The organism is Fusobacterium ulcerans (assembly GCF_003019675.1).
GTDB lineage: Bacteria > Fusobacteriota > Fusobacteriia > Fusobacteriales > Fusobacteriaceae > Fusobacterium_A > Fusobacterium_A ulcerans.
Genome location: NZ_CP028105.1, coordinates 48,111 through 70,211 on the forward strand (window position 1 = coordinate 48,111; position 22,101 = coordinate 70,211).

34 protein-coding genes are annotated in these 22,101 nt (G+C 28.8%); 16 read left to right on the forward strand and 18 right to left on the reverse strand.

The annotated features are described in order from the left end of the window. Positions 1-3: 3 nt before the first annotated feature. From C4N20_RS00270 to C4N20_RS00290, 7 genes are read right to left on the reverse strand one after another with little or no spacing between them, the layout of a single operon-like run. Positions 4-576 (reverse strand): 3'-5' exonuclease, encoded by a 573-nt coding sequence (locus C4N20_RS00270; protein WP_005982108.1) that lies wholly within the window; start codon positions 574-576, stop codon positions 4-6. Then, the gene (locus C4N20_RS16415; protein ID WP_167537220.1) at positions 573-749 is read right to left on the reverse strand and encodes a hypothetical protein; all 177 of its coding nucleotides are present in this window, start codon (positions 747-749) and stop codon (positions 573-575) included. Before C4N20_RS16415 ends, C4N20_RS00270 begins: the two co-directional genes overlap by 4 nt. A gap of 4 nt (positions 750-753) precedes the next feature. Further along, positions 754-1,026, reverse strand: coding sequence for a hypothetical protein (locus tag C4N20_RS00275; RefSeq protein ID WP_005982107.1), 273 nt, complete (start codon positions 1,024-1,026; stop codon positions 754-756). 12 nt (positions 1,027-1,038) lie between these two features. Further along, the gene (locus C4N20_RS16420) at positions 1,039-1,212 is read right to left on the reverse strand and encodes a hypothetical protein (protein ID WP_005982105.1); all 174 of its coding nucleotides are present in this window, start codon (positions 1,210-1,212) and stop codon (positions 1,039-1,041) included. After that, a complete protein-coding gene (locus tag C4N20_RS00280; protein WP_005982103.1) occupies positions 1,199-1,417 on the reverse strand; it encodes a hypothetical protein in 219 nt (72 codons plus the stop codon). Before C4N20_RS00280 ends, C4N20_RS16420 begins: the two co-directional genes overlap by 14 nt. Next, entirely contained in the window at positions 1,402-2,115 is a 714-nt protein-coding gene (locus C4N20_RS00285; protein WP_005982100.1) for a phosphoadenosine phosphosulfate reductase domain-containing protein, read from the reverse strand. Before C4N20_RS00285 ends, C4N20_RS00280 begins: the two co-directional genes overlap by 16 nt. After that, positions 2,116-2,295 (reverse strand): hypothetical protein, encoded by a 180-nt coding sequence (locus tag C4N20_RS00290; RefSeq protein WP_005982098.1) that lies wholly within the window; start codon positions 2,293-2,295, stop codon positions 2,116-2,118. It abuts the gene before it with no gap. Positions 2,296-2,537: 242 nt separating this feature from the next. Here C4N20_RS00290 and C4N20_RS00295 point away from each other — a divergent pair, with 242 nt between their 5' ends. Beyond that, complete coding sequence (locus tag C4N20_RS00295; protein WP_106878531.1) at positions 2,538-2,621, forward strand: small toxic polypeptide LdrD; 84 nt, start codon at positions 2,538-2,540, stop codon at positions 2,619-2,621. Positions 2,622-2,694: 73 nt separating this feature from the next. Here C4N20_RS00295 and C4N20_RS00300 read toward each other — a convergent pair whose 3' ends face one another. The 4 genes from C4N20_RS00300 to C4N20_RS00310 are packed head-to-tail and all read right to left on the reverse strand — an operon-like array spanning position 2,695 to position 3,659. Beyond that, positions 2,695-2,946, reverse strand: coding sequence for a hypothetical protein (locus C4N20_RS00300; RefSeq protein WP_005982097.1), 252 nt, complete (start codon positions 2,944-2,946; stop codon positions 2,695-2,697). Between the two features lie 12 nt (positions 2,947-2,958). Beyond that, the gene (locus tag C4N20_RS16425) at positions 2,959-3,123 is read right to left on the reverse strand and encodes a hypothetical protein (RefSeq protein WP_005982095.1); all 165 of its coding nucleotides are present in this window, start codon (positions 3,121-3,123) and stop codon (positions 2,959-2,961) included. Between the two features lie 10 nt (positions 3,124-3,133). Next, positions 3,134-3,328 carry a hypothetical protein gene (locus tag C4N20_RS00305; RefSeq protein WP_005982093.1) on the reverse strand — a complete coding sequence of 65 codons (195 nt, stop codon included), beginning with the start codon at positions 3,326-3,328 and terminating at the stop codon, positions 3,134-3,136. A gap of 13 nt (positions 3,329-3,341) precedes the next feature. Continuing rightward, positions 3,342-3,659 (reverse strand): hypothetical protein, encoded by a 318-nt coding sequence (locus C4N20_RS00310; protein WP_005982091.1) that lies wholly within the window; start codon positions 3,657-3,659, stop codon positions 3,342-3,344. Between the two features lie 55 nt (positions 3,660-3,714). On the opposite strand from C4N20_RS00310, the gene C4N20_RS00315 reads away from it, so the two are divergent. Further along, complete coding sequence (locus C4N20_RS00315; RefSeq protein WP_005982089.1) at positions 3,715-4,368, forward strand: DUF4145 domain-containing protein; 654 nt, start codon at positions 3,715-3,717, stop codon at positions 4,366-4,368. On the opposite strand, the gene C4N20_RS00320 is transcribed toward C4N20_RS00315, so the two are convergent. Both C4N20_RS00320 and C4N20_RS00325 read right to left on the reverse strand, forming a co-directional pair. Further along, entirely contained in the window at positions 4,325-4,522 is a 198-nt protein-coding gene (locus C4N20_RS00320) for a hypothetical protein (protein WP_005982087.1), read from the reverse strand. The genes C4N20_RS00315 and C4N20_RS00320 overlap by 44 nt on opposite strands. Positions 4,523-4,581: 59 nt before the next feature. After that, entirely contained in the window at positions 4,582-4,785 is a 204-nt protein-coding gene (locus tag C4N20_RS00325) for a helix-turn-helix domain-containing protein (RefSeq protein ID WP_005982085.1), read from the reverse strand. Between the two features lie 163 nt (positions 4,786-4,948). On the opposite strand from C4N20_RS00325, the gene C4N20_RS16430 reads away from it, so the two are divergent. From C4N20_RS16430 to C4N20_RS00385, 12 genes are all read left to right on the forward strand, one after another. Then, complete coding sequence (locus tag C4N20_RS16430; RefSeq protein WP_005982083.1) at positions 4,949-5,587, forward strand: XRE family transcriptional regulator; 639 nt, start codon at positions 4,949-4,951, stop codon at positions 5,585-5,587. 45 nt (positions 5,588-5,632) lie between these two features. Continuing rightward, entirely contained in the window at positions 5,633-6,022 is a 390-nt protein-coding gene (locus tag C4N20_RS00335; protein ID WP_005982081.1) for an Ltp family lipoprotein, read from the forward strand. 38 nt (positions 6,023-6,060) lie between these two features. Then, positions 6,061-7,182 (forward strand): DUF262 domain-containing protein, encoded by a 1,122-nt coding sequence (locus C4N20_RS00340; RefSeq protein ID WP_005982079.1) that lies wholly within the window; start codon positions 6,061-6,063, stop codon positions 7,180-7,182. Beyond that, positions 7,175-7,837 carry an MAE_28990/MAE_18760 family HEPN-like nuclease gene (locus tag C4N20_RS00345; protein WP_005982077.1) on the forward strand — a complete coding sequence of 221 codons (663 nt, stop codon included), beginning with the start codon at positions 7,175-7,177 and terminating at the stop codon, positions 7,835-7,837. Before C4N20_RS00340 ends, C4N20_RS00345 begins: the two co-directional genes overlap by 8 nt. 29 nt (positions 7,838-7,866) lie before the next feature. Further along, a complete protein-coding gene (gene yhdJ, locus C4N20_RS00350; protein WP_005982074.1) occupies positions 7,867-8,634 on the forward strand; it encodes an adenine-specific DNA-methyltransferase in 768 nt (255 codons plus the stop codon). Further along, entirely contained in the window at positions 8,618-9,037 is a 420-nt protein-coding gene (locus C4N20_RS00355) for a GNAT family N-acetyltransferase (RefSeq protein ID WP_005982070.1), read from the forward strand. Before yhdJ ends, C4N20_RS00355 begins: the two co-directional genes overlap by 17 nt. A gap of 465 nt (positions 9,038-9,502) precedes the next feature. Continuing rightward, a complete protein-coding gene (locus C4N20_RS00360; RefSeq protein ID WP_051006478.1) occupies positions 9,503-9,685 on the forward strand; it encodes a hypothetical protein in 183 nt (60 codons plus the stop codon). Positions 9,686-9,826: 141 nt separating this feature from the next. Beyond that, positions 9,827-10,852: a tyrosine-type recombinase/integrase gene (locus C4N20_RS00365; protein WP_005982066.1), complete on the forward strand. Its 1,026-nt coding sequence runs from the start codon at positions 9,827-9,829 to the stop codon at positions 10,850-10,852. Positions 10,853-11,062: 210 nt separating this feature from the next. After that, a complete protein-coding gene (locus tag C4N20_RS00370; RefSeq protein WP_005982065.1) occupies positions 11,063-12,349 on the forward strand; it encodes a hypothetical protein in 1,287 nt (428 codons plus the stop codon). A 220-nt stretch (positions 12,350-12,569) separates the two neighbouring features. Next, on the forward strand, positions 12,570-13,382 hold the full coding sequence (locus tag C4N20_RS00375) for a DUF3100 domain-containing protein (protein WP_005982063.1): 813 nt from the start codon (positions 12,570-12,572) through the stop codon (positions 13,380-13,382). 2 nt (positions 13,383-13,384) lie between these two features. Further along, positions 13,385-13,849 carry a hypothetical protein gene (locus tag C4N20_RS00380; protein WP_005982061.1) on the forward strand — a complete coding sequence of 155 codons (465 nt, stop codon included), beginning with the start codon at positions 13,385-13,387 and terminating at the stop codon, positions 13,847-13,849. 83 nt (positions 13,850-13,932) lie between these two features. Beyond that, the gene (locus tag C4N20_RS00385) at positions 13,933-15,252 is read left to right on the forward strand and encodes a M20 family metallopeptidase (protein ID WP_005982059.1); all 1,320 of its coding nucleotides are present in this window, start codon (positions 13,933-13,935) and stop codon (positions 15,250-15,252) included. 46 nt (positions 15,253-15,298) lie between these two features. Here the strand turns inward: C4N20_RS00385 and C4N20_RS00390 are convergent, their stop codons facing one another. Further along, positions 15,299-16,177 carry a LysR family transcriptional regulator gene (locus C4N20_RS00390; protein WP_005982057.1) on the reverse strand — a complete coding sequence of 293 codons (879 nt, stop codon included), beginning with the start codon at positions 16,175-16,177 and terminating at the stop codon, positions 15,299-15,301. Positions 16,178-16,360: 183 nt separating this feature from the next. On the opposite strand from C4N20_RS00390, the gene C4N20_RS00395 reads away from it, so the two are divergent. Then, complete coding sequence (locus C4N20_RS00395; RefSeq protein ID WP_231940473.1) at positions 16,361-16,885, forward strand: chromate transporter; 525 nt, start codon at positions 16,361-16,363, stop codon at positions 16,883-16,885. Positions 16,886-16,901: 16 nt separating this feature from the next. Continuing rightward, positions 16,902-17,465 carry a chromate transporter gene (locus C4N20_RS00400; protein WP_005982053.1) on the forward strand — a complete coding sequence of 188 codons (564 nt, stop codon included), beginning with the start codon at positions 16,902-16,904 and terminating at the stop codon, positions 17,463-17,465. Positions 17,466-17,489: 24 nt separating this feature from the next. On the opposite strand, the gene C4N20_RS00405 is transcribed toward C4N20_RS00400, so the two are convergent. The 4 genes from C4N20_RS00405 to C4N20_RS00420 all read right to left on the reverse strand — a co-directional run bounded on the left by C4N20_RS00405 (position 17,490) and on the right by C4N20_RS00420 (position 22,088). After that, a complete protein-coding gene (locus C4N20_RS00405) occupies positions 17,490-18,371 on the reverse strand; it encodes a LysR family transcriptional regulator (protein ID WP_005982052.1) in 882 nt (293 codons plus the stop codon). Between the two features lie 54 nt (positions 18,372-18,425). Then, the gene (locus tag C4N20_RS00410) at positions 18,426-18,887 is read right to left on the reverse strand and encodes a hypothetical protein (protein WP_005982051.1); all 462 of its coding nucleotides are present in this window, start codon (positions 18,885-18,887) and stop codon (positions 18,426-18,428) included. 37 nt (positions 18,888-18,924) lie between these two features. Next, complete coding sequence (locus C4N20_RS00415; protein ID WP_005982050.1) at positions 18,925-20,499, reverse strand: ClC family H(+)/Cl(-) exchange transporter; 1,575 nt, start codon at positions 20,497-20,499, stop codon at positions 18,925-18,927. 185 nt (positions 20,500-20,684) lie between these two features. Beyond that, positions 20,685-22,088 carry a tyrosine phenol-lyase gene (locus C4N20_RS00420; protein WP_005982049.1) on the reverse strand — a complete coding sequence of 468 codons (1,404 nt, stop codon included), beginning with the start codon at positions 22,086-22,088 and terminating at the stop codon, positions 20,685-20,687. Positions 22,089-22,101: the final 13 nt, after the last annotated feature.

Sequence of the window (22,101 nt, forward strand, 5' to 3'; positions counted from 1 at the left end):
TCATCACTTCCTTATTAGTTTGGCAATTTTAAATATAAGCTCCTTTGTTGCTTTTATATCTTCCAAACTGTCATGTGCTTTAAATCCAATCCCAAAGTATTCACACCAAGTTTCTAATTTATTATTTTTCAATTCTGGAAGTACTTCACATAACTGAAGCATTCCTATACAAGGTAATGGATCAAGTACACTTGAACTTATATAAGAAAATAAAAAATTATCTCCATTTCTCTTGAAAAAACTTTGCAGCATATCTATATCAAACTTTACATTATAGCCTGCTACTATGAATTTATCTGTTTTATCATACTTATCTATATATCTATCCAATATCTTTTTAAAGTCTGTATAGACTTCTTTCTCAGGTCTGTACTTCTCAGTTTCCAGTTCTTTCTCTGTTCTTCCTTGTACTTCTAATGCTTTTGCATTAACTTCACTCTCAGCAAAAGGCTTAATAAAAAAGTTAAATTCCTCAACATCTTTTTTATCTATCCTTACTATCCCAGAAAGTTGAATGAGTGCTGATTCTTTAGGATTTAGCCCCCCAGTTTCTGTATCTATAAATAATATTTTCATTCCTTCAACTCCTTTTTGAAAGTCTCTATTTCACTTTCTAGCTGCTTTACTCTTTCCTCAAATCTTAGCCATCCTTCTTTATATGTCATAGGATATTTTTTATCAAATTCTCTACTCTTCAATTCCTTTATAAGTTCAGCTAAAGATAACATTTCTTTTACAGTATCTTTCATAGAATCACCCACAGCTTACAGAGGTATAAGCTGCATTTAATTCATCTATAAATTCATTTTCTTCTTTCACACTCTGCCAATATTCTTTTTCTGCCTTTTTTATTCTTTCAGCTATAGTTTTATAGTCTTCAATTCCACAACTATCCTGCTCTTCAAAACTATTTATTTTAAAACTAAATTCTATCTCCTCTTCATCTATAAGATTATATTTTGTTATAATATTTTGCTTTTTTAAAAATACAAGACTTTTTATAGCTTTAATTAATAGTTCCTCCATATTCCATCACCTCTATTTTTTAAACTTAAATTTAGAAAATTCTGATGCATTATATTGCATATATGAAAAAAGATCTTTTATCCTCAATTCATTTTCTATCTCTTCAATTTTGAGACCTTTACCTAATAATTTTTTTACCATAAACATTTTTGTTGCATCTTTTGCCATCAAGTCAATCTTTTTCATAAAGTTTCACCTCTATAAATTTAATTCTGGTTTTGTCTTCTCTAAAAATACTTGAACACCGACCAATTATCTCTGCATGCTTTGCACAAAGATACTTGTGATCTGCATCTCTAGAATCAAGTGCACAATCCTCACAACTACTTCCTCCCACACATCTATATTTTTTACCTTCAATCTCTATAATTTCTCCTATTTTTCTATCCATTTATCTACCTCTTTTTCAAATTTCTTTTCTAGGTCTAAAATAGAATAATCAGCCCTAAATTTTCTATATGTTTTTGAATCCCATTCTTTTAACTTTTCCCAGTATTTTGGATATTCTTTATAAATAACTTTTAGTTCTTTAAGATTTTTAAGTGGACAGCACCAACAAGATACTCTATCAAATTTTTTATATAGCCCATCCCAGTCAAAGCCTTTGTTATAACAATATTCAAGTGCTTCTTTTTCAATTATTCCCCATTCTGCCAGAGGGTATTTTATATTTTTTTCTCTATTTTTTACAAGTCTCTTTGTTTCATCAGCAGCTATGCCATGATATTCTATAATTTCAATATTTTTATATTTCTCTTTTAAATATCTATTCATTACTTGCTTTTTTAAATACTGGGTACACCATCTATTTCTAAAATCAGCCCAGCTATATCCTTTTTGCCCTTTATTTTTCCCTTTTTTCTTCGCATAATCAAACATCATAAATTCATAAGTATTTTCTGCCTTCAATTTTGTTATAGGTCTTTTTATATATCTTTCTACCCTTGCTATGTGTTCATACATTTCAGGGAATTCAACCCCAGTATCAAGAAATATTATTTCATCTATTTGCATTCCTTTTTCTATCATCAATAACAACATAGCTGAGCTGTCCTTTCCTCCAGAAAAAGATACTATATGCTTTTCCATCTATTCCTCCATCGCTATCCACATATGTAGCATTACAGGTATCAAGGGGACAAGTATTTCTCCACCTAGTGCAAAGTATCCTCTGCACTCATATGCCAGCTGTACAGTCAACACTGTTATGAATACAGATAAAACATATATTTCTGGTAAATTTCTTCTAATAAATTTTTTAATTGTCATCATAGTCTCCTTATGCTATAATTTAAAAACGATTTAAAACACTTTAAAAGACTTAAAACACTTTACAAAACTTTAAAGCCATGATAAAATGAATTATAAGCATCAACCCAATGGGTTTATTAAATAAAGTATAAAAAGTTCTGAATGATATAAGCACTCACTAGTTGGGTGCTTATTTCATGTATATCAAGTCCTCAGAACTCTTGGTATATAGTAGATACTTTATTTAATGGAGGTGCGGTATGAGTTTTCTAAAAGAACTAGCCTTGCAGGTTGTTGCCGGTGTACTAGCTAGTATTATCTGCAAGTGGTTAGATAGAAAATAGCATCACACCTCGCCCATTGGGGCTTTTTTTATTTAAAGTTTTATGCTATAATTCAAGTAATGTGATTTTTATACTATACGTTTGCACTTGTTGAATCTGACCATTCAGCGAGTGCTTTTTTAATTAATTCCAGGTCACTACCCTTTTTCCATAATTCATACCGCTCTCTGTTGATGTATATCTTAGTTCTTGCTTTTCCCTCTTTCATCCCAATAGCCCAAGCAAAATATTCAAACTTACCTTCTTTTATTGCTTCTCTTGCCATCAGAACAGTTAATCCCATATCGTATGCAAATTCATCTACACTCATACTTTTATTTTCCATTTGTCACACCTCCTATGCTATATTTTGTCTTGGAGTTTTTTTCTCCAATAACAATTTTTTCAATGATTCTTTTTCTTTTAATTGTGTTCCTAGTTCTTTCATTCTTTCTAAATTAGCTTGATTTTTTTCTCTTATCTTTTTTGCTCTTTTCTTTGCTTCGCTCTTGCCTCTACCCATGGTTACCTCCTTATTTAACAAATTTTTGTATCTCAGAAACTATATTTCCAATATATTCCCAAAAAACTTTTGGATCAGGTTCTACTCTTAAAACTCTTTTAACATAATCCCAAGTCTCTCCTGGGTTACAACATCTATCTTGAAGCCCCATTTGTTTCACAATATTAATCAAATATGAAGCCATTAATCTTTTTATAGTTATCATCACACACCCCTTTCTAAAGCTTTTCTAATAACATTGTTATTCTTTTTCCTATATCTACTCTTTCACTAGGACTGACAGCTCTAAAATCCTCCATATAAATATCTATCATTTCTGTTATGACTTCTTTTTTATATGAGCTCTTTTCTACTGGTGGTTCTTTTATAACCTCGTATCCACCATCTTCCAGCTCTTTTATCTCTCCTTTTTGCTTAGCTCTACACATATAAGTTTTGGCTACATCATAAGGAATTCCAGCATTCTCTTCTAGTTCTTTATATGAGGCCTTTGGATTTTCTCTTAAATATTCAAACATTTTCTCTTTTAATGTCACTTGATTTCCTCCTTTTATGTTATAATGAAAATAAAACTCTATGAGGTGATTACATATGATTAATAAAAAAATAAAATTAAAAAATTCATTATTAGATTTTGAATTTGAAGTTGAAAATTGTTGTCCACATTGTGGCGTCTACAATGACCCTGTAAAAATTAATGATTTACAAAATTTTTCTGATAAAGATGGTTTGATCATTTTCGCCTTGATTTTTAAATCCTCTTGTTGCCAAAGACTTTTTTCATCATTTTATATTTTTGATCAGCTCAATCGTAGAACCAAACACATCTTCACTTATCCCAGTGTAAAACCCCATGTTTTTGATAAAGGTTTACAAGAAGTGTCGCCAAACTTTATAAAAATTTTCAATCAGTCTAAAGCAGCAGAAGATCTTGGGAATTTTGAACTTGCTTGCATTGGATATAGAACTTCTATAGAATTTCTTTTAAAAGATTTCTTAATTAGAGTCAGAAAAGAAGATGAAAACAAAATATCTAAGATGAAACTATATGATGTTATATCTCTTTTTGAAGAAAAAGAAATTTCTATATCAGCTGATGTAGTTCGTGCTTTTGGAAATGATAAAACTCATTATATTGCTAAATATGACTTTGAAATATCACAAGTAAAAACTTATTTAAAATTTTTAATAGATGCAATTGTTAAAGAGATTTATCTTGCAAATCCGCCGATAAAAGGTCGTTAACTTCTAGTTCGAGGAATATTTTATTTTTAGCCAATTCATCTATAAGTGATTTGGCTTTTTTTAATGCTTCATTCAGTTCGTTTAATTTTTCAATAGTATCATGTAAGGAATGGGTATCTATTTTTAAAGTTACCCCTTTTAATTCTTTTTCCATCTTAATTCACCTCACTTTTAATTTTGTTCAATTTTTTTCAGACACTTAAAGTGACATTATTAGTCAAAAAAAATTAAATCCCTCTCTTCTTTAGATATAGATAATAATTCTGATAATTTCATAATTTCAGAAGCTTTAAACTCATTTTTATTTGAGATTTTTAATCTTAATCCACATGGAGTAAGTTCTATACTTTTTGCTATAAAAGATTGTTTATAACCACTTTCATCTATTTTTTTTCTTAATAATTCCGATTTTATCATAAAAACACCTCCTTTTTTATTTTGTTCCTTTTAAGTGTCTAAAATATTTATACCACTTTCGACACTATAAGTCAACTATTTTTTTTAAAAAGAAATATTTTTGTTGCTTTTTAGTGACTCAAGTGATATAATCCACATATAGAATAAAGCTTGGAGGAAAAAGATGACCATTGGTGAAAGAATAAAGAAAAAAAGAGAAGAACTAAAATTATCTCAAGAACAACTTGCTGAAATTATGGGTTATAAATCTAAAACATCTATCCATAAAGCTGAACAAGGGATTACAGATTTACCTCAATCAAAAATAATAGAATTCGCTAGAGCACTTAAAACTACTCCTTCATATTTGATGGGGTGGGAAGAAAAAATAGAAAAATCAAATGCTGTTATTCTTGATAAATCTCAATTTATATATGTCCCAGTGTATGGAAAAGCTTCTGCCGGAAATGGATATATCAATATGGATACTGTGCTTTATGACAAACTAATACATATTAATGGCTATTCTCATGATAGCTTTTTGATTGAAGTATCAGGAGACAGTATGGAACCAACTATTTTAGATGGTGAATTTGTATTAGTAGATCCTACACGCACTGAAATTTGTGAAGGGAAGATTTATGTAATTACTTACAACAATGAAACTTACATTAAAATGATAGAAAAGCATGAAGAAGATGAAATTGTTCTGTTGAAAAGTGTAAATCAAAAATACAGAGATAAAGTAATTAAAAAAGAAGAATTTGAGAATGTAAAAATAGAAGGCAGAGTTGTAAAAGTTATTTCAGAAAGAAATCTATAATATGTATAAAACATATATAAAAATAAACTACTGGAGGAAAGAAATATGAAAAAGAAAATTTTAATCGGAATTGCAGCAGTAATTATTGTTTTAGGAGCACCAAGCACAATGTTTGGAGAGGATGCAACACCTGCTGAATATGTGGCTGCTTTAGGAAAAGCAACTCTGTATGCAAATCAAATGCATATGTCTAAAAAGGCTCTACATGAACAATTGATTTCTGAGTTTGGAGAGCAATTTACAGAAGAAGCTGCTGATTATGCTGTTGAAAAAGTAAAAGCTAATTGGAAAGAAAATGCTTTAAGTAAAGCTAAAATGTATCAGAAAGAAATGAATATGTCAAGAAAAGCTGTTTATGATCAACTAATATCTGAATATGGAGAGAACTTTACAAAAGAAGAAGCAGACTATGCTTTAGAGCATTTGCCTAAATAGAAAAAAATCTATAAAAATAAACTAAAGGGGATGAACTGATGTTAGAAAAAAATATTAATTTAGAAGACTATTTAGAAAATTTATCTAGATCTAAAGATAAAGATAGTTATTCTATGAGTATAAGAGAATTAGGAAGTATGTATAAAGAAGGATTAATAAATCTTTCTCCTGTTTACCAAAGAAAATTTCGTTGGGATAATTTAAAAGCTAGTAAATTAATAGAATCTATTTTTCTATCTATTCCCTTACCACCAATTTTCGTTTCTGTTAGAAATGGAAAATGGGATGTTGTTGATGGAGTTCAAAGAATTTCAAGTATTCTTTGGTTTTGTGGTATCTTAGATGAAACTACTGATAAAAGAGAAGAATTAGAACTTATAGATTTAGAAAAATTAGAGCTATTAAATGGTAAAACTTATAGTTTTCTCAAAGATAAATATTCAAAAGATATTTTTAAATATTTTGATATGAAAAGGCTAGATGTTACATTATTAACTTCTAATGATGTTGAATCAGAATATGATTTATTTAGCAGATTAAATACTGGTGGCTTAAATTTATCTTCACAAGAAATTAGAAATTTCTTGATTGTAAAATTAGACCCAATCTTATATGATGAACTTTTAAAAATTAGTAAAAATGAAGATATTACAAAACTTTTAGGAATTAGTAAAAAGCAACAAGATGAAGATTATGGAATGGAGCTGTTAGTGTATTTTATTATTATTTCAAAAACTAATAATAAATTTAAAAACCTAAAAAATCATGATACCATAAAAGGAATTGATTTATATAAAGAATATGCTTCTAAACATCCTTCATCTAGAAGTAGATTCATTGATAAATGTATTGCTGATGTATTATATGATGGAATCAATGTTGATGAAGAAATTCTAAATTTAAAAAAAACATTTAAAAAGATTGAAATAGAATTAGGTAATTCTCCTTTTTCTAAAGGACGAAAGTTTTCTCCTTTTATATATATTTGCTTAATTTCCTATCTTTGTAATAATTCTGATAAAACAAAAAAACTTACAGATATTCTTGAATTAATTCAGAAAAATGAACTTTATAAAAAAAGTGCTGACAGAGGAGCAAATGTTGTTAAACAATTTATTACTGGAATAGAGATAGGGAGAGACATTTTAAAAGATGAATAAAGACATGTTACTTTCACAAATTCAAATTTCTTTACAAAATAGAAAAAAAGAATTATTAGATTTTTTTATATTTATAAAAACGCAACAATCTGAAACTATTGAAGAAACAATTAATAAATCATATATTCTTCTTCTATATGCTCATTGGGAAGGATTTATTAAAGAAACCTCTATCAAATATTTTTCATTTATTTGTTCTCAAAAACGTCAAGTTAAAGATTTGACCAATAATTTTTATTTAATATATTTTAAGGATATTTTAAAAAATTATCAAATTTCAAGAGCTATTTCAATAGAAAAAGAAATTTTAACTAAAACTCTTGATAAAAATAAAAAATTTAAAATAGAAATAGATAAAGAACACTTTCAAAAATATGTTCTTGGAATTGAAGATAATCTAAAATTTAATAATTATAAAAATATTTGTGAAATACTTGATTATGTTTTAGAAGATCTTACAGGAAAATTTAATATTATTTTAGAAAAATTAGTTCATAATCGTAACTCTATTGCTCATACAGGCATAAAGGCTGATGAAAATACTTACACAGATATTGCTGATATTGAAGATATGAAAAATGCCATTATAAAAGAAATGGATAATTTTTATCTTTTTGTTGAAAGTAATATAAAAAATGATAGATATTTAATATAAAATACTATATTTCAATTTGAGGAGAACAAATGATTTTATATAATTGTGATGTTATTGATGGATTAAAAAAAGTAGAAAATGCATCAGTAGATTTATTATTTATTGATCCCCCTTATAACTTAGGGAAAAAATATAAGGGAACTATTGATCATTGGAAAACTGATGAAGAATATTTAGAATGGTGTTATAGTTGGTTAGAGGTAAGTCTTCAAAAATTAAAACCCAATGGTTGTTTATATTTTATGAGTTCAACTCAATATGGAGCATATTTTGATATTTATTTAAGAGAAAAGATGCATATTCTCTCTAGAATTATATGGGAATATGATAGTTCTGGGGTTCAAGCAAAAAAACATTTTGGTTCTTTGTATGAACCTATCATCTTTGCTGTAATGAATAAAAAAAACTACACTTTTAACTTTAAAGATATTATGGTTGCAACTAAAACTGGAGCACAAAGAAAATTAATTGATTATAGAAAAAATCCTCCTGTTCCTTATAATGAAGAAAAAGTACCTGGAAATGTGTGGTATTTTCCACGAGTAAGATACAGAATGAAAGAATATGTTGAACATCCTTCCCAAAAACCTGAAGCTTTATTAGAAAGGATTATAAAAGTTAGCACTAATGAAACAGATACTATATTAGACCTTTTTGCTGGTTCTTTTTCTCTAGGAATGGTTTGTAAACGTCTTAATAGAAAATATATAGGAATTGAAAAAAGTAAGGAATATTACACAGTTGGAATTGAAAGATTAAAAGATAAGAAGGAAGTACTAAATGAATGTGATTTATAATGGCATTAAATATTCTACTTTTAAAAAAGAAATAGAAAATATAAATATTTCTGAAATAACTATTGAGATTGTAGATGACAGCCTCCATTGTTTAAAAAATAATTTTGTCCATATTTATAGTTTTTATTCCACAAAAGAAAAACAAGGTTATGGAAGTAAAGCTTTAAAAGAAATCATAAAAATAGCTAACAAATATCAAGTTAATTTATATCTTTTTCCAGCTGGAACCAGTGAAAGATTTTATAAAAAATTTGGATTTATTTATCCTGAAAATTCTAAAAATTATTATATCCCTATGAAGTTATACTTTTTGTGCAATGAATATAGCCCAATATACCAAAAGATAAAATCAGTTAAAATTATGTCTTTATTAAAAAAAATAAAACTTTTTTTATTTAATTAATAAAAAATAGCTATTATTTCAATAATTTAAGATTTTGGGAAAGGGAGAAACAATTTAATAAAGTCTAGATTTAAAAAACTTCGTTTATTAAAAAGGAGATTTTCAACAAGTACAACAGGTTGTTTATTTCCATGTGTTATTCTTGTGGTAATTTTAATATTTTTATAAAAATAAAAGGGAGATTTTAAAATTATGAAAAAAAATTTCAAAGATACTTTTAGCCATTACTTTAACTTTCATCTTAATCACATGTGGGACTTCTGAAGCTCAAAAATCCCTCGAAAATACTTTAAAAGATGTTAAAACTGGAAAAATTTTAGATCCATCTGATAAAAATTCAGCAATTACAGTAGCTATTTTTAAAAAAATGGCTTACCAAGTGAAAAAACAACTGAAAATGGTAATATTGCTGATATAGAAGTCAGTATAAAGGCTGTTGATTTAAGCTTATACATGAAAGAATATATGACTTTGATGATACCTCTTTCCTTTGCTGGAGCAACTGATGAAGAAATAGAAGAAGATGCAACTAAATTTTTTACAGCTCTAGGAACTCGTAGTGATTTAAAATATATAGAAACTAATATTGTTATTAGAGAAGAGGTTATGGATGTAATAACTGGGAATGTTTCAAAAATATTCAAATAAAAAAACAGCTCCTACGCCAAATAGGAACTGTTGAACATATGCACAACTAAAGTCATGCGATATATAATAGGTATTTGTATTATATCACGACTTTGGTTATTTTGCTATACCTAGAAATAACAGAAAGGACGTGATTTTTTTATGCGTAATGCTAATGGATATGGCAGTGTATATAAGCTGTCTGGAAAAAGGAGAAGACCTTATGTTGCAGTTAAAACTGTAAGTTTAAAAGGAGGGATACAAAAAAGAGTTATCCTAGGGTATTATGAGGGTAGTAAAGAAGCTAAAATAGCTTTAGCAGAGTATAACAGGGATCCTTATGACCTAACAGCTGCTAAAATAACATTTTATGAAGTATATGAGAAAATGATGAAACAAGATATTGAAAAAGTAACCTCTAAAACTTATAGCTTCAAAAAATCTCTTGTTAAATTTTTTGAACCTGTCTACAACACACCAATAAAAGATATCAAATTAGCTATACTACAGCAATTATTTGATTCAAATAAATCATATTCTTATGGAACTCTAAGCCTAAAAAAATCTTTATGTATACAAATTTTTGATTTTGCATTAAAAAGAGAGTTGGTAGAAAAAAATTATGGTATACTTATAGATATTAATAAGAAAAATGAAAAAGTTATTCAAAGAAAAATATTTACTTCTGATGAAATTGATAAATTGTGGGAATTGTCAGGAATACAAGATGTAGATATAATATTAACAATGATTTATACTGGTTTAAGAATAGGCGAATTATTAGAGTTAAAAATATCAAGCATTAATCTAGAAGACAGATATTGTATAGCAGGATCAAAAACAGAGGCTGGAAAAGACAGATTAATTCCATTCAATTATAGAATTTTACCTGTAATAACAAGATATATTTCAACTGAAAAAATATATTTGTTCCAGAGTATTAGAAATAAAAAAATAAAATATACTAATTGGAGAGCAACAAAATTTATTCCTTTAATGGAAAAAATCAAGATGGAACACACAATACATGATTGTAGGCATACTTTTGCCAGTCTACTGAGTAACGCTGATGCTAATACTACAGCTATAGCTAAAATTATTGGACACAGTAATTATGATATGACTGAAAAGATTTATACTCATAAGGATATTGAAGAGCTTAAAAAAGCAGTTGATAGAATTATATAAAATAACAATATGGGGGTTGTATAATTGTTAGTTGTTTGTTAGCTATAAAAATTTTTATAAAAAAATTTTAAAACAATTAACTTTTTCACTGCCTGAATTAGAGCTATTTAAACGATTTTATAACTATTAATAAAATATCTGAAATATTTTAATTAAAAATATGATATAATTCACTGTATACAATAATTTAATTTTTGAAGAGGTAATTTGATGAAAATAGCTATAATTGGATCTCCTGATTCTGTTGAAAAAATATATTCTATCCTTTCAAAGGAATATACTCATATTAAATTTATAAAATATTCTAAAATAAAAGTTAGAGAACTTTTAGAAATAACTCAAAACATAGAAAATGAAGTTGATGGAATCTATCTTACAGGGATTGCAGTATATTCATTTTTAAGTAAAAATCTAGAATTGACTAAACCGATTGTTTTTACCAAAAGGGGACAGATTGGAATGTTAAAATCTTTTTGGGAATTAAAAAATGATGGTATCCAATTGGAAAATCTTAAAATAGGTATTGATGTAGTTGAAGAAAAAGATATTTTAGAATTTTTTGAAGAATTTGAAATCAGCATAAAAGATTTTTATCTTCAAAAATATGACTTTTCTCTCTCTGAAGAGGAATATCTTCAAAACTTTTTAACTAAATATGAAAATAAAGAAATAAATTGTATTCTTACATCTTTTGGACATATCTATTATCATTTGAAAGAAAAAAACATACCTGTTTATAGAATTCAAGCTACTAAATTTGAAATCAAGGAGGAGTTTAAAAATCTTATCAATACTATAAAATACAAAAAAATAGAAAAAAGTTTAATCTGTGTTCAAATAATTAAATTAATTGAATCTTCTAATCAAAATAGAGTACAGGGAAATCTTTTACAAAATAAAATAGAATTTGAAAAAGACTTATTAGATTATTCAAAAGAAATGGAAGGAAATATTCAAATAACTGCTGACAACGAATACTTAATTCTTTCAAATAAAGGATTAGTATACAATAAGGAAAATCTTAAGACTATCAATTCTATTGTTTCTAAAAAATATAAAAAAGCTTTTCTAATTGGAATTGGAATTGGAGAAGGAGCCACTATTCATCAATCTGAAAAAAATGCTAGAAACGCTTTAAAATTAAGTATCAGTGAAGGAAAAAACAATATTTATTTTTATGATGGTCTTGAAATAAAAGGACCTTTAATGAATGAAAAAGAAATAAATTATGTAAATTCCATAGATAAAAATATTGCTGACTTATCAAAAAAAATTGGCATCAGTTCTTCTTATATAGAAAAAATTAAATCAATAATGAAAAAGCTTGAAAAAGACACTTTTACCAGTGAAGACTTAGCCGATTTTCTTAATATAACTGAAAGAAGTGTCAATCGTATATTAAAAAAAATAATAGAAAATGGCTATGCAGAGGAAAGTAAATTTGAAAATCCTACTGGAGCTGGAAGACCTAGACGTGTAATAAAAATCAATTTTTAATTTAATAACTTTTTAACTCTTCGTATGTAAGTTCAAAAAATTACATACGTTTTTTTTATTTGCATCAAATTATAAGTACTATTAATACTTTTTTCGAAAAAAACCATTTTTTTCCAAACATTTAATTGACAAAATTATTTTTTTGGAATATACTTGCTTTAAATAAAGTCCTATTTAAGACAAAGACTTAAAATGTAAAATTATTTAAGGAGGAACAACTATGAAAAATTCTTTATTAAAAGTAATAATAACTTCTTTAATCATTGTTATTATTTCTGAGATGATTGGAAAAATTGCTATTCCTGTATGGAAAGTAAGTATCATCTTATTTCCTATGCTTTATGCTGTTGTTATCGGATTATTTATTACTCCTGATCTACTTGGGAAAAAAATAAAAGCCTTGAGAAAGCTGGTAGACCAAGAAGAAATAGTTCTTGCTGGAGAACTGGTAGGAATGGGATTATTAATCCTTGGTGTTAAATATGGTACTCTTGCAGGACCTAATATACAAAAAATCTTAACTGCTGGACCAGCATTTTTAGCTCAAGAATGTGGACATCTGCTTTCTCCATTAGTTGCTCTTCCTTTAGCTTTATTACTTGGAATGAAAAGAGAAGCTGTTGGGGCAACATCTAGTATCAGTAGAGAACCATCACTTGGAGTTATCAGTGAAAAATATGGTATAAACTCTCCTGAAGGAAGCGGAGTTTTAGGAACTTATTTAATTGGAACAGTTATTGGTACTATTATATTTGGTATTCTTGGTTCTGTTTCTATTTACTCTGGAATTCATCCTTATGCTTTAGGAATGGCTTGTGGAGTAGGAAGCGGAAGTATGATGACTGCTGCTGCTGCCGCTTTGACAGAAGTTGTTCCACCTGATATGAAAGATACTGTTCTCGCATATGCAGCTACTAGTAATATGCTTTCAGGAATTACTGGAGTAAACTTTTTAATCTTTGTAACATTACCTTTAACTAATAAAATGTATTCTGTTTTAGAACCAATTTTAGGAAGAAGAGGAGGAAAATAAACATGACAATAAATTTACCAAGACTAAAGAAAAACACAGGACTTTTATTTATTGCAGGAATGCTTGTTCTTTTAACACAGAAAATAGGATTGAATATGCCGATTATTGATGCTATTCCTGGAATGATAATTATTATTGCTGTAGCTATGATAGCTTTGATTATAAGAGATTTGTTTCCAAAATCTATATTTCCTGCTTTTGGATGGGTTACTATTTTAGGATTTATTTTCAGTATGCCTTATAATCCTTTATCTTCAACATTTATGCACTATACTGATAAGATTAATTTCATGGCAATTACAACTCCTTTACTTGCTTTCGCTGGACTTTCTGTTGGAAACAAAATAGATGATCTGAAAAAAATGTCATGGAAAATTATCCTTATTTCAATAATTGTTTTCATCACTATATTCTTTGCTTGTGCTCTTATTGCTGAAACTGTTTTAAAACTAAGAGGAGATATTTAAATTTTAAAGCATTGAAATACTGTTAAATAAAAAGTATAATTTAGTTATAAAGCTATGTCTAAAAAGGGTCTAAGGAGGATCAAATGAACAAAAATGAATTAAAAGAAAGAGTACTTGCAGCTATTGAAGAAAATAAAGCCACTATCATAACAGCAGGAAGAAAAATATATTCAAATCCTGAATTTGGATATAAAGAATTTGAAACAACAAAAACTGTTAGTGAATTTTTTAAGAATGAACTGGGATTAGAAGTTGAAGATAAAATAGCTTATACAGGATGCAGAGCTAGAATAAACGAAGATAAAAATGGGCCTAAAGTAGCTATACTTGGAGAATTAGATGGAATATCTTGTTCAGAGCATCCTGATGCCAACAGCATTGGCGCTTCTCATACTTGCGGTCACAATGTGCAGATAGCTGGAATGCTTGGAGCTGCTGTAGGACTTATCAAATCTGGTGTTTTCAAAGACCTTGATGGAAAAATAGATTTCATTGCAACTCCTGCTGAAGAGTTTATCGAACTTGCATACAGAAGCAAACTAAAAGCTGAAGGACATATCAAATATTTTGGTGGAAAACAAGAACTAATCAGAAAAGGTGCTTTCGATGATGTAGACATGAGTATAATGTTCCATGTGCTTGATACTGGAGATAAAAAAGTACTTGTAGGACCTGAAAGCAATGGATTTATAGGTAAAGAAATTAAATTTATAGGAAAAGAGGCTCACGCAGGTTCTGCTCCATATGAAGGAATAAATGCTTTAAATGCAGCTATGCTTGCTATTAATAATGTAAATGCTCAAAGAGAGACTTTCAAAGAAGCTGACAGAGTAAGATTCCATCCTATTATTACAAAAGGGGGAGACATTGTAAATGTGGTTCCTGCTGATGTAAGAATGGAATCATATGTAAGAGCTAGAACTATTGACAGTATGATAGATGCTAACAAAAAAGTCAACAGAGCTCTTATTGCTGGAGCTATGGCTGTTGGAGCTGAAATAGAAATAACTGAACTTCCAGGATATCTTCCTATTTTAAAACATGATGATATGGAAAATGTTCTTAGAGAAAATCTTCATTATATAGGATTGACAGATGAAGATATCATAGATGGAGGAGATTTCACTGGATCATTCGATTTTGGTGATGTATCTCATATCATTCCTACTCTTCACCCTATGTTTGGTGGAGTAAAAGGTGCTCTTCATACTAGAGGATACTCTATTGTAGATGAAGAATATGCTTATCTTGCTCCTGCTAAATCTATGGCTCTTACAGTTGTAGATCTTTTATTTGATGAAGCTAAAACAGGAAAAGAAATTCTTAAAAACTTCAAACCTGTTATGACAAAAGAAGAATATCTTGCTTTCATGGAATCTAATGATAAAACTATAAAAGCATAATTTAAGAAAATGAGGACAAATCAATATATTGATTATCCTCATTTTTTTATTTCTCAAGTTTTTTACACATATCAATAAAAGACATTGCTGATGAACTTAAATATTTATTTTTATGGTGAATAATATTAAATTTTCTCACAAATTTTATATTTTTTATTCTTACTCTTGATACTATTTTTTTCTCAAGCTCCTCTTTTACAAGATAATATGGCAGTACTGCTATTCCTATATTCTGCTGTACAGCAATTACTAAAGCTCTTGTACTAATACTTTCCCACAGAGGTTCTATAGTTATTCCTCTTGAAAAAAGTATACTGTCAAACAATTCTCTTGTACCGCTTCCCCTCTCTCTTAAAAGGAAATTCTGGTTTTTTATCTCTTCCAGAGAAACAGTTTCCTTTTCTGCCAAAGGATTTTTAGGACTGCATATTATTACAAGCTTATCATCTAAGATAGGCTCGCTTATTATATTTTCCGAATGTATTATTCCATCTATTATAGCTAAATCCAGTTCATTTGTCAGAAGTTTATTTTCTATTATTTTCGAATTTTCTATATATACATTTATTTTAACTCCAGGACATATTTCAGCAAATTTCTCTACATATTTTGGCATAAAGTATGTTCCTGTTGCAATAGTTGCTCCTATTTTTAAATTACTGAATGAATCATAACACTTTAATTCCTTTTCCATTTCATCAAAAAGAGAGGTTATATGTGATGCATAACTTAAAAGTTTTTTCCCAGGCTCTGTAATATACAACCTTTTAGATATTCTGTCAAAAAGTTTTATTCCATAATATTCCTCCAGTTCCTTTATAGCAAGACTTGCAGCTGGCTGAGCTATAAACAGCTCTTTTGCAGCCATAGTTACATTACTATACTTGCAGACTGCTAAAAATATCTTAATATGTCTCAATGTCATACATAACCCTCCTATCATATGAAAAAAATTATATACTTTATAATATTATATTATTTTTTTTATAATTAAACAAGTTATATAATAAGTATATAAAATAAAAAGAAAAAATTTATTAAAAGATGGAGGTAAATTATGGAAAACCTAACTTTACAGAAAAAAAGCTACTGGAAACTTTTTACGACCATGCTTTACCTTAGTGCATTTACATTTGGGGGCGGATTTGTTATTGTTTCTCTCATGAGAAAGAAATTTGTGAAAGAATATCATTGGATAGAAGAAAAGGAAATCCTAAATCTTATAGCAATTGCTCAATCATCTCCTGGTTCGCTATCTATTAATATATCTATATTAGTTGGATATAAATTGGCAGGTATTCCAGGTGCATTGATCTCTATAACAGCTACAGCACTTCCACCGCTTATTACATTGTCAATAGTATCATTCTTCTACATCTCTTTTAAAGATAATGTAACTGTAAATGCTCTAATGAAAGGTATGCAGGCTGCCATTGCAGCAATCATCTTTGATGTTACATTCTCTCTGGCTAAAGATGTAGTCAAAAGAAAAGAATTAATTTTTAGTTTAATGACAATCGTTGTATTTATTGCAGTATATTTCTTTGAAATCAATATTATATTTATAGTTCTTGTTTGTGGAGCCATTGGAGCAATCTCTAGCGGATACAAATTCAAGTCTCAAAACATTTAAAAAGAGGTGATAATTTATGATATATTTAAATTTATTTATAAGCTTTTTCAAAATAGGATTATTTAGCATAGGTGGAGGATATGCAGCAATGCCTCTTATTAAATCACAAGTGGTTGATCTTCATCAATGGCTTACACTAAAAGAATTTACAGATATTATAACTATTGCTGAAATGACTCCAGGGTCTGTGTCTTTAAATTGCGCTACATTTGTAGGAATACAAATAGCAGGAATAAAAGGAGCCTTAGTTGCTACTCTTGGTTGTATTACTCCTTCTTTTATTGTAGTTATGATATTCACATTCCTTTATTTTAAATATGGAGATCTTAAAGTCATTAAAGGTATATTGAGAGGTTTACGTCCAGCTGTTGTAGGTCTTATAGCTTCTGCTGGAACTACAATTGCTCTTATTGCTTTCTTTGGTGATAGAATAAATCTAAAAGAAAATCACCTAAATTATATTTCAGTAGCAATTTTTCTTTGTGCTGTTGTAGCTCTTAGAAAATTTAAAGTAAATCCAATTTGTGTTATGCTTGCATCTGGAATCTGTGGAATAGGGATATATGAATTTCTAATATAAAGAAAATGCTGAAAGTAATTACTTTCAGCATTTTTTCATAAATTCAAACCAGTTTTTATATTCTTCTTTGTGAATACTGTCTTTTAAAAATACAAAATTAAATTCTCTTTCTGCATGGAAGTTTTTTAAATTTATAATTGCAAGTTCTTTATTATCAACTTCCTTTTCAACTGCTGTTTTGTATATAAAAGTTATTCCTCTCTCTTCTTTTACCATCTCTTTTATTACTTTTATATTTTCTATTTCATATTTTTTATTGAAATCATTGACAGATAAATTATTATCATAAAGTATCTTTTCAAAAATATCTCTGCTTCCTGACCCTTTTTCTCTGACTATTATTCTTTCTCCCAGAAGTTCCTCAAATGTAAATTCTCCTTGAGCGAATCTACTTTTATTTGAGCATACAGCAACAAATTCTTCTTTAGAAAAAAGGAAAGAATCATATTTAGTTTTTTCAAAAAACCCTTCCACTAAAAGAAAGTCAATATCTCCATTTTCTAATTTTTCAAGAAGCAGCTTTGTATCTTTCACTGAAATAGAAACATTTATCTCAGGATAATCAGAAGAAAGTTTTTTTAATACTCTTGGAATTAAATATTCTCCGATTGTAAGAGTTGCTCCAAAATTCAGAGCATGAATATTTGAAGATAGGTTCAATATTTTTTCTTTTATTTTTTCAGAATCAGAATTCATTGCAACCAAATATCTGTATAATAATTTTCCATATTCTGTTAATGATAAAGTTCTCCCTGAATATAGAAATAATTTATTTTTATAAAATTCCTCTAAAAATTTTATATGCTGAGTCACAGCTGGCTGTGTCATATGAAGATTTTCAGCAGTTTTAGTATAACTCAATGTTTTACATAATTCTAAAAATGTATAAATCCTAAAGTCAAGCATTCTACCCTTCCTTTCTTCTCTCTTTCGAATCACTTTATATCTATAATATGTTAATTAGAATCCTCTGATTAATATTGTAAGTATTATAGCTATTGCAAATAAAAGCAATATTCCTCCAACAGTAGAAAGAAGGCTCAATCCTATTTTTGTTCCCATTGGTTTATCTGTAAGGAAAGTATTTCTTACAAAATAAATATTAGCTACTGCAAATACAGCTCCTAAAGCTCCCCCTTTTATTAAAAATAAAAAAGAAGGAATTATAAAGAAATAAGCTATTTTAGAATAATTTTCCATCACTTTTATTTTTTCAGTTTTATCAATAACTATCATTGGAGAATTAAAAAAATTATCTGATATTTTAACTTCTCTTTCTATTCCATAGTCATCCAGCAGTTTTGTTTTTCCCCATTTTAATTTAACTGGATTTCCCTTATACTTAAGTGTACTTTTTAATCCTGAGATTTCCCAAGTTATTTCATTTTCCACAAAATGTGGATGCTCCACTTTAAATTCCATATTTATTCCCCCTATAAGATATTTTATGTAAAGATTATTAACTGCAAGTTCCTAATTTATATAAACTCTCTTTCATAATATGAACTTTTTTCTCTGGAAGAAGTATTGTTAATCTATCCCCTGCTTCTATCTTTGTATTTCCTTTTGGAATTATTTCGCGTTCATTTCTTATTATAGCTACTACAAGAACATCTTCTGCCCATTTTATCTCACATATTCTCTTTCCATCCAGCTCTGATTCACCAGTAACTGGAACGCCTATAATAGTTTTTTTGCTGTCTTCCAATTTTTCATCTGGAGTATCTTTTGCCATTCTCTCATAAAGAATTTCATAGATTGGTTCCAATCCCATTAAATCTGTTATATAATATGCTACCACAGAAACAGTTACAAGTGCAAGTAAATGATCAAAATTTCCTGTCATTTCTAATATAAGTACTGCCCCAGTAATAGGTGCTCTTACTACTGCCACAAAATATCCAGCCATTCCTAATACCATATAATGTGGGATATACTCTGGTCCAACTCCTAATATATTCATTAGTACCATTCCATATATTTTCCCTAAGATAGCTCCTAATACCAGCATTGGTAAAAATATTCCTCCTGCAAATCCTGTTGCATATGATAAAGCTGTAAATAGTAATTTTACAACAAATATAATTATAAGCAGTTGTATAGTTCTATTTCCTCCTGCCATCTCTTCTACCAATTCATGTCCTCCACCTGTTACTTCTGGTAAAATGAAACACAAAATAAATGAAGTTGTCATAACAAAAGAAACTTTTGCCCATCTTGGTAATTTTGCTCCCTTATATATATCTTGAATTTTTATCAAAGTCATTGTAAATATTTTTCCAAAACATGCAATAATTATACCAAACAAAATGAATAATCCAAATTGAAAATATGGATTTAAATTTTTAGGATAATTTACAACCAAATTAAAAGCAGTCTCCATACCAAACATTCTTCTTCCAACAAAATCAGAAGCAATACTTGCTAGGAAAGTACATATTAAAAGCTTTGAAGATATAAATTTATGCAGCTCTTCCAAGCTGAACATAACCCCTGCCAGAGGTGCTCCAAAAGCTCCTGCCAATCCTGCACTTGCTCCACTTGTTACAAGATATTTTTTTTCAACAGAATCTCTTTTGAAAATTTTAGTAGCTCCATATCCTATATAAGAACCTAGTTGTACAGATGGTCCTTCTCTTCCTAAAGAAAGTCCGCATCCTATTCCAAATAGTCCTCCAATAAATTTGGCAATTAATTCCTGAAACCATTTTACATAATCAAGTTGTCTCAAAATTATACCTTTTACTTGTGGTATACCACTTCCAGATGTTTTTGGATATTTTTTCGCAATGAGATCCACAAGCAATCCCACTATGATAAATCCTATCCATACCATAACAAGAAACATAGGACTTGACATATCTTCATGACTGAAAATACTCTCTCTTATGTGATTAGCATATCCCAGTCCCCATCTATAAATAGAAACAATGAGACCTGTCAATATCCCTACTCCCAAGCAAAGCATATATAGCTTTCCGCTTCCTTTTTGCAGCAATTTTAAATTGTCTTCCGCAGTTTGTTCAGAATTCATGATGAAATCCTCCATAATATATTGATTTTCCTTTTTATTTTATCCCTTTTTCCAACATAATACAATAACTTTTTAAATTTTTTGAAAAAACTCTAACAAAATAAAAAAAAGTCCATCAGAAATACATATTTCAGTTTTTCCTTTGGACTAATCTTTTATTTTACATTACTTATTTGAATATAGTTTTAATATCCTTTTATTAATTCAGAGTTGATAGTTTTAAATGTTCCAGTAAAGAATCTCAATACTTTTGGCTCATAATCCCATTTCAATCCACTGATATCTTTTCTTTTATTATACAGCTCAATTACTGCATCAGCTACGAAATCTAAGTGTGCATATGTATACACTCTTCTAGGTATAGTCAATCTGATTGTTTCTAGTTTAGGATGATGATCTTTTCCAGTTACAACATCTCTTCCTGCTGATATGATTCCTCTTTCCATTGTTCTTACTCCAGAAGTTTCATATAGTGCTGCTGCCAATGATTGAGCAGGGAATTCATCCTGAGTTAAGTGATCTAAGAATGCTCTTGCATCTACGAATATTGCATGTCCTCCAAATGGTTTTACCATTGGTACTCCTGCTGCTTCTAATTTCTCTCCAAGATATCTGATTTGATTTACTCTATAACTGATATATTCATATTGAACTGATTCTGTGATACCGATAGCCATAGCTTCCATATCTCTTCCTGCTAATCCTCCATATGAAGGCATTCCTTCAAATTGAACTACCATTCCAGTCGCCCTTACATACATATCATGATCATTCATACATAGGAATCCACCAATATTAGTGATACAGTCTTTCTTACCAGACATTGTACATCCATCTCCATATGAGAACATTTCATGAACTATTTCTTTTATAGTTTTATCTTGATATCCTTCTTCTCTATCTTTAATGAAATAAGCATTTTCAACACATCTAGTTGCATCAAACATAACCATTATTCCATTTTTATGAGCTAACTCAGATACAGCTTTTATATTTCCCATTGATACCGGCTGTCCTCCAGCTAGGTTAACTGTTACTGCTAAGCAAATGTAAGGTATTTTATCTGCTCCAACTTCATCTATCAATGCTTGGAATTTTTTAAGGTCTATATTTCCTTTAAATGGTAAATCAGCTGCTGGGTCGTGAGCTTCATCTATGATAACGTCTCTAAATGTAGCCCCATTTCTCTCTTGGTGGAATCTAGTTGTTGTAAAATACATGTTTCCTGGTATATAATCTCCCGGTTTTATTGTAAGAGATGAAAGAATATTCTCTGCTCCTCTACCTTGGTGAGTAGGAACTATATACTTAAATCCAAAATATTCTCTTACTACTGCTTGTAAGTGATAAAAGTTTTTACTTCCAGCATATGCCTCGTCTCCAAGCATAAGTCCAGCCCACTGTCTGTCACTCATTGCATTAGTTCCTGAGTCAGTTAAAAGGTCAATATAACAATCTTCCGATCTTAATAAGAAAGTATTATATCCAGCCTCTTTTATTGCAGCTTTTCTTTCTTCTTTACCTAAAGTTCCCATGTGTTCTACCATTTTAATTTTAAAAGGTTCTGGCATAAATTTTCTTTTTTCCATAATATTTTCCTCC